This window comes from Bradyrhizobium sp. SK17, from assembly GCF_002831585.1.
Classification (GTDB): Bacteria; Pseudomonadota; Alphaproteobacteria; order Rhizobiales; family Xanthobacteraceae; genus Bradyrhizobium.
This window is the reverse complement of record NZ_CP025113.1, coordinates 4,258,912-4,271,128: the sequence shown is the minus strand read 5'-3', so window position 1 is coordinate 4,271,128 and position 12,217 is coordinate 4,258,912. Positions and strand designations below refer to the sequence as shown.

Below are 12,217 nucleotides of genomic sequence, written 5' to 3'. Positions count from 1 at the left end.
CGGGGCTGACGGCGCGACGCCGAACCGACGGGATCCAACCACCGATGGCCAAGACACGACGGACACGACCGACGATTCGTGACGTCGCGGCCGAGGCCGGCGTATCGGTCTCGAGCGTCAGCCGCACGCTCAATGGCGGCATCTACACCAGCGCGGAGCTGCACGCCCGCATCATGCGCGCGGTGAAGCGTCTCGGCTTCGAGCCGGACCAGGCGGCGCAGGCGTTGCGCTCGCGGGCCTCCAACACGATCGGCTGCATGGTCGCCGACTTCTCCAACCCGCACTACACCGGCATGGTGAGCGCGGCGGAGGAGGAGTTCCAGCGCGCCGGCTTCCTGCTGATGCTGGCCGCCACCAAGCACGAGGAGGTGCGCGAGGCCGCGTTCCTGTCGGCGGTGCGCCGCCGCCAGATGGATGGCCTGCTGCTGTTCGCCGGCGACAATTCCCACAAGGACTTCATGAAGGGGCTGGCGACGCTCGACCTGCCCTGCGTGAGCGTGGACCGCGACGTGCCGGGCAGCGTGCCGGTTCGGGTCGATCATCGCGGCGGTGCGCTGGAGGCGACGCGCTATCTGCTCGGCCTCGGCCATCGCCGGATCGCGCTGCTCACCGGCAGCGCCGCGGTGCTGCCGAGCACGGAGCGGCTCGCGGGCTACCGGCAGGCGCACCAGGAAGCGAAGATCGAGGTCGACCCCACGCTGATCCGCCCGCACATGCAGGGCGCCAACACCGCCTTCAGCTCGGTGTGCCAGCTGCTGCAATCGGCAAAGCCGCCCACCGCGATCATCTCGCTCGGCACCAGCATGCTGGCCGAGGTGCTGGAGGCGATCACCAGCAACGGCCTGCGCTATCCGCAGGACGTCTCGCTGGTGTGCAGCGGCGACACCGACCTCGCCCGCCATGCGACGCCCGCGATCTCGGCCTTGAGCTGGGACATGAACGAGGTCGGCCGCACCGCCGCGCGGCTGCTGCTTGAGCAGATCCGCGACGACGACAAGCCCCGCAGCAGCGAGCCGGTATTCCTGCCGACACGCCTGATCCTGCGCCATTCCTGCGCCGCGCCGGCAACGCCGGCGCGGGGCCGAAAATAGCCTCGCGCGATCAATCGGCCTGCGGCGCCGCCGCGTATTGCGCGTCGGAGACGTGCTCCATCCAGGTGGCGTAGTCGCCGTCGAGCACTTCGTGGATCGCGATATGGCTCATGCCCGTGGTCGGCGCCGCGCCGTGCCAGTGCTTCTCGCCCGGCGGAATCCACACCACGTCGCCGGGGCGGATCACCCGGATCGGACCGTCCCAGCTCTGCACATATCCCACGCCAGCCGTGACGTGGAGCGTCTGGCCGAGCGGATGGGTGTGCCAGGCGGTACGCGCGCCCGGCTCGAACGTGACGCGCGCGGCCTGCACCCGCGCCGGCGCCGGTGCGTTGACGATCCCATCAGCCCATACGGTGCCGCTGAACCATTCGGCGTTGCCGCGGCGGCTCGGGACCGTTCCTGCGCGCTTGATGTCCATCTTCAGTCCTCCAACTTTTCCAATCTGGAAACGGTTCCAGCTTCATTCGTCACTGCGAGCGGACCGAAGCAATCCATTGATCCGCGTATGCCTCGCGATGGATTGCCTCGCTCCGCTCGCAATGACGGAAAGCAAACGCTCAGCGCAATACAAATCCCTCGTAACCGTGCTGCGCGATCTGCGCGATGCGATGGCGGTAGCCCTGCCCGACATACGGCATGAACACCCGCGGCTTGCCGGCGATGTTGGCGCCCTGGTACCAGGAATTGGCCTTCGGATAGAGCGTGCGGCTGGCGGCGTCGGCGACATGTGCCATCCAGGCCTGCTCGGCATCGCGCTCGGGCTCGATCCGCGTCAATCCTTTTGCGCGCATGCTGCCGAGACAGGCGGTGATCCATTCGACATGGTTCTCACAGGCGTGGATCACATTGCCGATGACTGATGGGCTGCCCGGGCCGGTCACGATGAACAGGTTCGGAAAGCCGGATACCATCAGGCCGAGATAGGCGCTGGGCCCGTCGGCCCAGGCCTGCTTCAAGCTCGTGCCGTCGCGGCCGCGGATCTGCATCGCGGCAAGTGCCCCGGTCATCGCATCATAGCCGGTTGCCAGCACCAGCGCGTCGAGCGCGAAAGACCGCGTCGCGGTCTCGAGGCCGGTCTCGGTGACCGCCGTGAGCGGCTCGGCGCGCAGGTCGACGAGCTCGACATGCGGCAGGTTGTAGGTCGCGAAATAACCGGTATCGATGCAGATGCGCTTGACGCCGAGCGGATAGTCCTGCGGCGACAGCGCCGCCGCGGTGGTCGCGTCGTCGACGATGCCGCGGATCTTGTCGCGCACGAAGTCGCAGGCGACGTCGTTGACGGCTTCATCGGTGAGGATGTTCGGGAACGCGGTCAGGATGCCGCCGCCACCCTGCTCCCAGAGCTGTTCATAGCGCGCCCACTGCTCGTCGCGCCCCGGCACCGGCGCCTCGAATGCATTGGCGGGCACGCGTCCGAACTCCGGTGTCTCGAGGCTCTCGCGATATCTGGCGATCACGGGTTCGGCGGCGGCGATATCGGCGTCGGACAGCGGCGCGTTGCGCGCCGGCACGGAGTAGTTCGGCGTGCGTTGGAACACGGTCAGGCGGCTCGCCGCCCTCGCGATCATCGGGATGGTCTGCACGCCCGATGAACCGGTGCCGATCACCGCGACGCGCAGGCCGGAGAAATCGATCTCCTGATGCGGCCACTGTCCGGTGTGATAGACCGGCCCGCGAAACCGCTCCAGGCCCGGCACGTTCGGCTTGTTCGGCATCGAGAGATTGCCGGTCGCCATCACGCAAATCGACGCGACGATGCAATCGCCGCGATCGGTGCGCACGGTCCAGCTCTCGCCGGCCTCGTCCCAGTCGGCGCTGGTCACGCGGGTGTCGAAGCGGATCAGCGAGCGCAGCTCGAACCGATCGGCGACACGCTGCGCATAGCGCAGGATCTCCGGCTGGGCAGCGTATTTCTCGCTCCAGCGCCATTCCCGCCGCAGCTCTTCCGACCAGGTGTAGGAGTAGAACAGGCTCGGTATGTCGCAGCGTGCGCCGGGATAGCGATTCCAGTACCAGGTGCCTCCGACGTCGGCTGCCGCCTCGATGCCGATCACCTTCAGCCCGAGCTCGCGCAACCGGTAGATGGCATACAGCCCGCCGAAGCCGGCTCCGACCACGACGGCATCGCATTCGGCAACCAGCGGCGGCCTCGCGCCGTGGTCCGGGCTCGTCTGCACCAGTCTGCTCATTTGTCACATCTCTCCGGTCGCAGGGATTATTGCCATCAGCGGGAACACGCGCTACTCTGGAAACGTTTCCAGACCGGAAGCGCATACGATAATTGCCGCCGGGCGTCAACGCGCCGGCCATCGGGCCTGCGGACGCCACAAGGCGATCAGCGAACAATCAGGGAGTGACTGAGGGATGTTGGAGGGATTTCGTCTTCGCGCATGCGTGGCAGCCGCGGCAATGATCGGCGCGCTGTCGCCCGCGCTTGCGCAGAAGAATTACGGCCCGGGGGTCTCGGATACCGAGATCAAGATCGGCAACATCATGCCCTATAGCGGCCCCGCTTCCGCCTACGGCGCGATCGGCCGCACCGAGGCGGCCTATTTCAAGATGATCAACGACCAGGGCGGCATCAACGGACGCAAGGTCGATTTCATCAGCTATGACGACGGCTTCTCGCCGCCGAAATCGGTCGAGCAGGCACGCAAGCTGGTCGAAGGCGACGAGGTGCTGCTGGTGTTCCAGCCGCTCGGCACCGCGCCCAATGTCGCGATCCAGAAATATCTCAACGCCAAGAAGGTCCCTCACCTGTTCATCGCGTCGGGCGCAACGCGGTTCGGCGATCCGAAGAACTTTCCCTGGACGATGGGCTGGCAGCCGAACTACCAGAGCGAGGGCCGCATCTACGCCAAATACATCCTGGACAAATTCCCGAACGGCAAGATCGCGGTGCTCTGGCAGAACGACGACGCCGGCAAGGACGCGCTGAAGGGATTGCGCGACGGCCTCGGCGACAAGGCGAGCAGCATGATCGTCGCCGACAAGTCGTATGAGCTCACCGATCCGACGCTGGACTCGCAGATCGTGGCGCTGCGCGCCTCGGGCGCCGATATCCTGTTCACCTGGGCGGCGCCGAAGGGCGCGGCGCAGACCATCAAGAAGGTCGCCGAGCTCGGCTGGAAGCCGACCTTCTTCCTGACCTCGACGGCGACCTCGGTCGCCTCGGTAATGCGCGCCGCCGGCGTCGAGCATTCACAAGGCATCATCTCGGTCGCCTATCTGAAGGACCCGACCGACAAGATCTGGGCCGACGACGCCGAGACCAAGGAATGGCGGACGTTCATGGACAAGTACATGCCCGACGGCGACAAGACCAACGGCAATCACGTCTATGGCTACGCCGCTGCGCAAACGCTCGCGCAAGTGCTCAAGCAGTGCGGCGACGATCTGACGCGCGAGAACGTGATGAAGCAGGCCGCCAGCCTGAAGGACTTTGCGCCGAAGATGATCCTGCCCGGAATCAGGATCAATACCGGCCCGAACGATTTCCGGCCGATCGAACAGTCGCAGCTGATGCGGTTCGAAGGCGAGAGCTGGACGCTGTTCGGCAACATCATCACCGGCGAAGTCGGCAGCGAGTAAAGCCTCCGTGCGTCATGTTCGGACTTGCCCGGACATGACGCACGCATCAATCATCCGGCCAGCCAGGCGAACGCGCGGCGCAGGAATGCCGGCGCATCCTGCTCGACCGGCGTGCCATGCGCCATCAGCACCTTCTCGGCCGGCCACGCCAGGACGCGTTGCAAGGCCGCGCGCGCGGCACGGCGGTTGGTGAAGGCAATGCGGAACTTACGCGGTACCGACGGCTCCGGTCCGACCATGAGGTCGAGCTTCGCTATCGTCGCCCGCCAGCCCGAGACCAGTTCGGCGGGAATCTGTTGCAGCAGGTCGGTGAACAGCACGGTGCCGCTCACCAGATGAAAGAAGACCACCTCCGACGTGATCAGGTTGCCGCGCATCACCACCTGGTCGATCTGCCCGACCCAATCAAGGCTCGCTCCATCGGCGAGATCGGCATCGAAGGCGATATCACGGCGCCGCTTGCGCAGGCCCGGCGGGGCATGGAGCACGGCGGCCGGATAGGCTCGCTTCCATTCGGCGAGAAACAGATGATGCAGCGAATTGGGAGCCACGATGTGCCTGACATGGCCCAGCGCGTCCGTGGCCGCCCGCAGCTCCTCTGTCAGCCGGACCGGCGACCAGACGAACAGGCTGCCGTCCGCAAGCCTGACGACCGCCATCCGGGTGGGATAATGAAACCCGGCGACCGCCACGTTCGGTCCTCCGGCAATCCAGATGTCGTGGCCGAAGTTCAGCAGTACCGCCATTTCGGTTGACCGTCGCAAGTCCGAGCCGAACCAGCCGGCACGCTGCCGCCGGCATTCCGGCTTCCTTTACCATGCCCGGTGCGACGCACTGCCGGCAAGGGCCATGGCGGCACCTGGTTCCGATGCCAATTGCGACGATCGGGTTTACGCAACCTTAGACGATTTGATCCAAACGTTGGCTGTGCACGACGCGATTGGGATGAAGCGGCCGATGTCGCAAAAATCGGATCTCGGGGGACACGGGCTGGCCTTCGCGGATGATGCCGGACGTGGCCTCGCGGGCGCGCCGGATCGCGCGTGCCGTGATGGCGCTATGCCCCAGCGCACGGCCGTCGGCCAAGCCCCCCATGCGCCGACAGCTCTGACGCAGGCCGCCGATGCGCATACGCCGTCGGTCAGGTCCGGCGCAGGCGGACTGGTCTCGGCGCTACGTGACGCCGAGTGGCTCACGACCGATCGGGTCACCGCCTTCACGCGGATATTTCTCCTCCTGTTCATCGGCTGCGTTGCGAGCATTCCATGGTTCGCGCCGACGATGGATGTCGGCCACGACTTCGCGGCATTCTGGACCGCGGCAAAGCTCGCCCTCGAAGGCCGCGCCGCCGATGCCTATGGCGATGCAGGCCGCGCCGCCGTCGCCGCCCTGTTCGGCCAGAACAGCTACCCGCCGTTCTTCTACCCGCCGACGTCGCTGTGGTTCTGGCTTCCGTTCGCGCTGGTGTCCTTCGCCACGGCCGCCTTCATCTGGATCGCCGCGACCGGCGCAGCCTATGCGGCTGCGATGCGGGCCATGCTCAAAGGCGGATCGATCGTTCCCGCGCTCGCCTTTCCCGGCGCATGGATATGCGCGCTGTTCGGGCAGAATTCGCTGTTCTCGGCGGCCCTGCTCGGCGGATCGGCCGCGACGCTGGATCGCTATCCGGCGATCGCGGGCGTGCTGCTCGGATGTTTCAGCTACAAGCCGCAGCTCGCCCTGCTTGCGCCGCTCGTCCTGATCCTGACACGGCGCTGGCGCGCGCTCGCCGCGGCGATCGCGACAACGCTCGTGCTGGTACTGGCTACCACCGCCATCTTCGGCATCGAGCCGTGGATCAAGTTTGTCGGCGTCCTGCCGGAAGCAAAGGCCTGGAGCCTGGATGGCCGGCCCGGCTTCGAGAAGTTCGTAAGTCCGTTCGCCGCGATCAGGCTGGCCGGCGGAACGAGCAGCACCGCCTGGCTCATCCAGCTGATGGCAGCCGCGATCGCGATCTCAGTCCTCGTCCTTGTGCTGCGAAAGCGCCCCGGCGGCGCCGCCGAGATCGCGCTGATGGTGGCAGCGACCGGCCTCTGCGTCCCCTCACTCGGCAGCTACGAGGTGGTGATCCTGGCGATCCCGGGCGCGTGGCTGATCGCGCAAGCGCTGGCACAAGGCTGGCTGCCCTACGAACGCATCGCACTCGCTGCGCTTTACCTGACGCCATTCGTCATGGTGCCTGCGGCCGCCAACGGCGTGCAATTGGCGCCGCTCGCCTGTGCGGCGCTCGTCGCTCTCGTCGCGCGACGCATCGCGCGCCCGCCGCTTGCAGAAACTGCCAATCACTGATCGGCCCGACCGCGCAGACCCTGGCGGCTCGAGAGGCCAGCCGTGCAACATGCTCCGTGTCGCCCCTGCGAACCCCGAATGGCTATTGTTGCGGCCATGCCAAAACCGCGAGTCCCTTCACCTGCATCCGCTGCGGCGTATGGGTCCCTGCCTTCGCAGGGACGACATATGGAAAGAGTTGCGCATTACCTCCGGCATGGAACTAACCCGCCCGCGTCAGGATCACCTGCTGCGCCGCATGCCAACTCGCTTCGTCGGGCGCGCAGAGCAGGCCGCCGGTCAGGTTGACGGGCCGGTAGGGTGAGCCGTCGAAATGCGCGCTGTAGCCGCCGGCCTCGCGATGCAGCAGCCAGCCCGCGGCATGATCCCACGGCATCAGCTTGTTGTAGAACAGCAGGTGGCAATGGCCAGACGCCGCCATGCGGTACTCATGCGCCGCGCATCGGAGCCAGGCCGTCATGCCGAGCTTGGAGAGATTGCCGGCGACCGTGGTCCGCAACGGCTCCGGCAGGAAGTTGACGCCGACGATCGCGTCCATCTGGCTGACCGGCGCGGGCGCGGCGACCTTCAGATCGTAGCGGCTGCCGTCCGGTAGCTCGAGCCAGGCGCCCTCGCCGCGCATAGCAAACGCGGTGTCGTTGCAGACGGGGTCGTGGATCGCGCCGAACACGATCTCGCCGCGGATGGTCGCGGCCACCATGGTGCCGAACAGCGACAAGCCGGAGGTGAAATTGCGCGTGCCGTCGATCGGATCGATGATGAAGGCAAGGTCCGCGGTTCCGATCCGGTCGAGCGCCGTCGCGTCGCGCGCCGTGCCTTCCTCGCCGACGATCAAAGCATCCGGAAAGGCCCGAAGCAGTGCCGCCGAGATCGCTTGCTCGGCGAGCTCGTCGGCTTCGGTGACCACGTCGAACGCGGATGTCTTGGTGCGGACCTCGATCTCGCGCACGCGGCGGAACCGCGGCATGATCTCGCGGTGGCCGACTTCGGCGAGGATGTTTCCGATGTTCAGCGCATCGGCATGGGACAATTTCACGCGGCATTCTCCTGCATTGCGCAGGCACCTTACCGCAGAAATATGACCACGTGGCGGTCAACGGCGCTGGTTGTAGACGTCGATGCAGACGGCGCCGAGCAGCACGAGGCCCTTGATCACCTGCTGGTAATCGATGCCGATGCCGAGGATCGACATGCCGTTGTTCATCACGCCCATGATCATGGCGCCGACGACCGCGCCGCCGACCCGGCCGACGCCGCCATAGGCCGACGCGCCGCCGATGAAGCAGGCGGCGATGACGTCGAGCTCGAAGCCGAGGCCGGCTTTCGGGGTCGCGGTGTTGAGCCGCGCCGCGAACACCAATCCGGCCAGCGCCGCCAGCACGCCCATGTTGACGAAGGTGAAGAACGTCAGCCGCTCGGTCTTGACGCCGGAGAGCTTCGCGGCCTTGGCATTGCCGCCCACCGCATAGATCTGCCGGCCGATCACCGTGCGCCGTGTGACGAAGCCATACAGCGCGATCAGCACGGTCATGATGACGAGCACATTCGGCAGGCCGCGATGCGAGGCGATCAGATAGGTGAAATAGAGCACCGCGCCCGCCAGCGCGATGCTCTTGGCGACGAAGAACGCGTAGGGCTCGACCTCGATGCCGTGCGACTGCTCGCGCGCGCGCCCCCTGGCGCTCGCCAGCACCAGCGCGAATGCCAGCACGATGCCGATCGCAAGCGAGGTCGGATAGAGCGTGCCGGCGCTCGGAAACAGCTCGGGGATGAAGCCCGAGGAGAGCTTCTGGAAGGTCGGCGGAAACGGCCCGACCGACCTGCCTTGCAGCACCGCGAGCGCAAGGCCCTTGAACACCAGCATGCCCGCCAGGGTCACGATGAAGGACGGAATCTTGAAATAGGCCACCCAGTAGCCCTGTGCCGCGCCGATCGCGGCACCGACCAGCAGACAGGCGATGAACGCGATCGGGTAGCTGACGTGGTACGTCACCATCAGCACCGCCGCGACCGCGCCGACGAAACCGGCGACCGAGCCGACCGAAAGGTCGATATGCCCGGTCACGATCACCAGCAGCATGCCGAGCGCCATGATCACGATGTAGCTGTTCTGCAGCACGAGATTGGTGAGGTTGACCGGCTGCAACAGCGTGCCGTCGGTCACGATCTCGAAGAACAGCATGATCGCCAGCAGCGACAGCAGCATGCCGTAGTTGCGCAGATTGTTCTTGATGAAGCCGGAATGCTTGGGCGCCTCGGGAAGTGACACCGTCTTGTCGGTCATTGCGCTCCTCCTGCCACCCGCACGGCAGCATCATGGACGAGGTTGCCGGAGATCCGGACATTGCGCATGATGGCGCGCATGATCTTCTCCTGCGTGGCCTCGTCCTTGCCGAACTCGCCGACGAACGCGCCGTCATTCATCACGCAGATCCGGTCGCAGATGCCGAGCAGTTCGGGCATTTCCGACGAGATCACCACGACGCCCTTGCCGGCCTCCGCGAGCTCGTTGATGATGCAATAGATCTCGTATTTCGCCCCGACGTCGATGCCGCGGGTCGGCTCGTCCAGCAACAGCACCTGCGGATCGGTCATCAGCCATTTCGACAGCACCACCTTCTGCTGGTTACCGCCCGAGAGCTGCCCGGTCTCCTGATAGACGTCGGAGCAGCGGATCCGCATCCGGTTGCGGTAATCGCTCGCGGCCTTCAGCTCGACGACATCGTCGATCACGCCGCGCTCCGACACCTGGCGGAGGCTCGCCAGCGTCACGTTCTTGCGGACGTCGTCGGCGAGCACCAGCCCGAGCTGCTTGCGATCCTCGGTGACATAGGCAAGGCCGGCATGGATCGCGGCCGGCACGTTCGGAAGATGCGTCTCGCGGCCGTCGAGGCTGATCCTGCCGGTGATGTTGTAGCCCCAGGCGCGGCCGAACAGGCTCATGGCGAACTCGGTGCGGCCGGCGCCCATCAGGCCGGCGATACCGACCACCTCGCCGCGCCGCACCGTGAAGTCGACGTTCTTGATCACCTGCCGGGCGGTGTGCAGCGGGTGATACACCGACCAGTTCTCGACCGTCATCACGGGATCGCCGATCGCAACGTTGCGCTCCGGGAAGCGATGCGCGAGGTCGCGGTTGACCATGCTGCGGATGATCCGGTCCTCGTCGACCTGCTCGGTCCGGCAATCGATGCTGTCGACGGTGCGGCCGTCACGCAGCACGGTGATGCGGTCGGCGACGCGCGCGACCTCGTTCAGCTTGTGCGAGATCAAGATCGAGGCGATGCCCTGCTCGCGGAACACCAGCAGCCGGTCCAGCAATGCGGCACTGTCGGCCTCGTTGAGGCTCGCCGTCGGCTCGTCCAGGATCAGAAGGCGCACCCGCTTCGACAGCGCCTTGGCGATCTCGACCAGCTGCTGCTTGCCGACGCCGAGGTCGGTGACCAACGTATCAGGCGATTCCCGCAGGCCGACCTGCGCCAATAGCTCGGCGGTCCGCCGGTACACGGCGTTGCGATCCACCACTCCGAACCGCGACGGCGCGCGCGAGAGAAAGATGTTCTCGGCGATCGACATCAGCGGGATCAGCGCCAGCTCCTGGTGGATGATGATGATCCCCAGCTCTTCGGAATCGTTGATGTCGCCGAACCGGCGCTCCTCGCCGTCGAACAGGATCGACCCGTCATAGCTGCCGGCGGGATAGACCCCGCTCAGCACCTTCATCAGGGTCGACTTGCCGGCACCGTTCTCGCCGACCAGCGCATGGATCTGGCCGGCTTCGACGGTGAAACCGACGTCGCGCAACGCCTGCACGCCGGCAAAGCTCTTGCTGACGCCGCGCATCTCCAGCATTGCCGTCATCGGATCATGTCCCGCAATGTCAGTCGGCCTCGGCGCGGCGCTCCCCGCTCGCCCGCCCTAGTCGAATTGCGAGCGCTTATAGTAGCCGCTGTCAATCAGGACTTTCTCCCAATTGGTGTTGTCCACCACGACCGGCTTGAGCAGATAGGAGGGAACCACCTTGACACCGTTGTTGTAGGTCTTGGTGTCGTTGACGGTGACCTCCTTCTTGCTCAGCACGGCGTCGACCATGTCGGCCGTGACCTTGGCGAGATTGCGGGTGTCCTTGAAGATGGTCGAGTATTGCTCGCCGCGCAGCATCGCCTTGATCGAGGGCACCTCGGCATCCTGGCCGCTGATATACGGCATCGGCTGGTCCTTGCTGCCGTAGCCGACGCCCTTCAGCGAGGAGATGATGCCGATCGACAGGCCGTCATAGGGCGACAGCACGGCATCGACGCGCTTCTTGCCGTAGAACGCGCTCAACAGATTGTCCATGCGCGCCTGCGCGGTGGCGCCGTCCCAGCGTAGGGTCGCAACCTTGTCCATACCCATCTGGCCGCTGGCGACCACCAGCTTGCCGCTGTCGATGTAGGGCTTCAGCACCGACATCGCGCCGTCGTAGAAGAAATAGGCGTTGTTGTCGTCGGGCGAGCCGCCGAACAGTTCGATGTTGAACGGCCCCTTGCCGTCCTTCAGCCCGAGGGCATTCACGAGCGAGCTCGCCTGCAGCACGCCGACCTGGAAATTATCGAACGTCGCGTAATAATCGACATTCGGCGTGTCGCGGATCAGACGGTCGTAGGCGATGACCGTGATGCCTTGCGCCTTGGCCTGTTTCAGCGCGTCGGACAGCGTGGTGCCGTCGATCGCCGCGATGACCAACACCTTGGCGCCCTTAGTCACCATGTTCTCGACCTGGGAGAGCTGGTTCGGAATGTCGTCGTCGGCATATTGCAGGTCGGTGCCGTAACCGCGCTCCTTCAGCACCTTGACCATGTTGTTGCCGTCGTCGATCCAGCGCGCCGAGGATTTGGTCGGCATCGCGATGCCGATGGTCGGCTTGCTCTGGGCGGACGCGTCCGACGCGGCCCCGCCGAAACATGCCAACGCCAGCGCAACCACCGAGACCTTCAGTCTGAACATGCGTCTCTCCCTTGGCCTTTTGAGTTGAAGTACCGTCGCCAGCATCAATCGATGGCGATCATTCGTTGGCTGGTCGCAGATCTCCAGCGATGCCAGATCGGCACCGGGCCGTCACGAACCGAAGTCGCGGAATGTCGATTGAACCCGTCAACAGCGCCATGCTCACTCCGCGCGATCACCTCTGTCGATCCCGCCGTGCCCGGTCACCCGCCGGTCAT

Annotated in this window: 10 protein-coding genes; 3 read left to right on the top strand and 7 right to left on the bottom strand. The window is 65.7% G+C overall.

Going from position 1 to position 12,217, the window contains the following annotated elements; translation table 11 throughout:
* Positions 1 to 44: 44 nt before the first annotated feature.
* On the top strand, positions 45 to 1,091 hold the full coding sequence (locus CWS35_RS19540; protein WP_100953217.1) for a LacI family DNA-binding transcriptional regulator: 1,047 nt from the start codon (positions 45 to 47) through the stop codon (positions 1,089 to 1,091).
* A 10-nt stretch (positions 1,092 to 1,101) separates the two neighbouring features.
* On the opposite strand, the gene CWS35_RS19535 is transcribed toward CWS35_RS19540, so the two are convergent.
* Complete coding sequence (locus tag CWS35_RS19535; protein WP_100953215.1) at positions 1,102 to 1,512, bottom strand: cupin domain-containing protein; 411 nt, start codon at positions 1,510 to 1,512, stop codon at positions 1,102 to 1,104.
* A gap of 139 nt (positions 1,513 to 1,651) precedes the next feature.
* Positions 1,652 to 3,283, bottom strand: coding sequence for an NAD(P)/FAD-dependent oxidoreductase (locus tag CWS35_RS19530; RefSeq protein WP_100953213.1), 1,632 nt, complete (start codon positions 3,281 to 3,283; stop codon positions 1,652 to 1,654).
* Positions 3,284 to 3,458: 175 nt separating this feature from the next.
* Between CWS35_RS19530 and CWS35_RS19525 the strand changes: the two genes are divergently transcribed.
* A complete protein-coding gene (locus CWS35_RS19525) occupies positions 3,459 to 4,685 on the top strand; it encodes an ABC transporter substrate-binding protein (protein ID WP_100953211.1) in 1,227 nt (408 codons plus the stop codon).
* Positions 4,686 to 4,735: 50 nt separating this feature from the next.
* On the opposite strand, the gene CWS35_RS19520 is transcribed toward CWS35_RS19525, so the two are convergent.
* The gene (locus CWS35_RS19520; RefSeq protein ID WP_100956519.1) at positions 4,736 to 5,431 is read right to left on the bottom strand and encodes a DUF4336 domain-containing protein; all 696 of its coding nucleotides are present in this window, start codon (positions 5,429 to 5,431) and stop codon (positions 4,736 to 4,738) included.
* Between the two features lie 313 nt (positions 5,432 to 5,744).
* Here CWS35_RS19520 and CWS35_RS19515 point away from each other — a divergent pair, with 313 nt between their 5' ends.
* The gene (locus tag CWS35_RS19515) at positions 5,745 to 7,013 is read left to right on the top strand and encodes a glycosyltransferase family 87 protein (RefSeq protein ID WP_157817187.1); all 1,269 of its coding nucleotides are present in this window, start codon (positions 5,745 to 5,747) and stop codon (positions 7,011 to 7,013) included.
* A 202-nt stretch (positions 7,014 to 7,215) separates the two neighbouring features.
* Here the strand turns inward: CWS35_RS19515 and CWS35_RS19510 are convergent, their stop codons facing one another.
* Genes CWS35_RS19510 through chvE form a run of 4 tightly spaced genes read right to left on the bottom strand, consistent with a single transcriptional unit; the run spans position 7,216 to position 11,999 of the window.
* A complete protein-coding gene (locus tag CWS35_RS19510; RefSeq protein WP_245438577.1) occupies positions 7,216 to 8,049 on the bottom strand; it encodes an inositol monophosphatase in 834 nt (277 codons plus the stop codon).
* A gap of 57 nt (positions 8,050 to 8,106) precedes the next feature.
* Positions 8,107 to 9,297: a multiple monosaccharide ABC transporter permease gene (mmsB, locus tag CWS35_RS19505; protein ID WP_024579690.1), complete on the bottom strand. Its 1,191-nt coding sequence runs from the start codon at positions 9,295 to 9,297 to the stop codon at positions 8,107 to 8,109.
* Entirely contained in the window at positions 9,294 to 10,874 is a 1,581-nt protein-coding gene (gene mmsA, locus CWS35_RS19500; protein WP_100953207.1) for a multiple monosaccharide ABC transporter ATP-binding protein, read from the bottom strand. The genes mmsB and mmsA overlap by 4 nt, the downstream gene beginning before the upstream one ends.
* A gap of 57 nt (positions 10,875 to 10,931) precedes the next feature.
* On the bottom strand, positions 10,932 to 11,999 hold the full coding sequence (gene chvE, locus CWS35_RS19495) for a multiple monosaccharide ABC transporter substrate-binding protein (protein ID WP_100953205.1): 1,068 nt from the start codon (positions 11,997 to 11,999) through the stop codon (positions 10,932 to 10,934).
* Between the last annotated feature and the right edge of the window lie 218 nt (positions 12,000 to 12,217).

What these genes read in the sequence shown, in the direction of transcription:
- CWS35_RS19535 (WP_100953215.1), bottom strand. Translation starts at nt 1,512, where the DNA reads ATGGACATCAAGCGCGCAGGAACGGTCCCGAGCCGCCGCGGCAACGCC.
- CWS35_RS19515 (WP_157817187.1), top strand. Translation starts at nt 5,745, where the DNA reads ATGCCCCAGCGCACGGCCGTCGGCCAAGCCCCCCATGCGCCGACAGCT.
- chvE (WP_100953205.1), bottom strand. Translation starts at nt 11,999, where the DNA reads ATGTTCAGACTGAAGGTCTCGGTGGTTGCGCTGGCGTTGGCATGTTTC.
- CWS35_RS19525 (WP_100953211.1), top strand. Translation starts at nt 3,459, where the DNA reads ATGTTGGAGGGATTTCGTCTTCGCGCATGCGTGGCAGCCGCGGCAATG.
- mmsA (WP_100953207.1), bottom strand. Translation starts at nt 10,874, where the DNA reads ATGACGGCAATGCTGGAGATGCGCGGCGTCAGCAAGAGCTTTGCCGGC.
- CWS35_RS19530 (WP_100953213.1), bottom strand. Translation starts at nt 3,283, where the DNA reads ATGAGCAGACTGGTGCAGACGAGCCCGGACCACGGCGCGAGGCCGCCG.
- mmsB (WP_024579690.1), bottom strand. Translation starts at nt 9,297, where the DNA reads ATGACCGACAAGACGGTGTCACTTCCCGAGGCGCCCAAGCATTCCGGC.
- CWS35_RS19520 (WP_100956519.1), bottom strand. Translation starts at nt 5,431, where the DNA reads ATGGCGGTACTGCTGAACTTCGGCCACGACATCTGGATTGCCGGAGGA.
- CWS35_RS19540 (WP_100953217.1), top strand. Translation starts at nt 45, where the DNA reads ATGGCCAAGACACGACGGACACGACCGACGATTCGTGACGTCGCGGCC.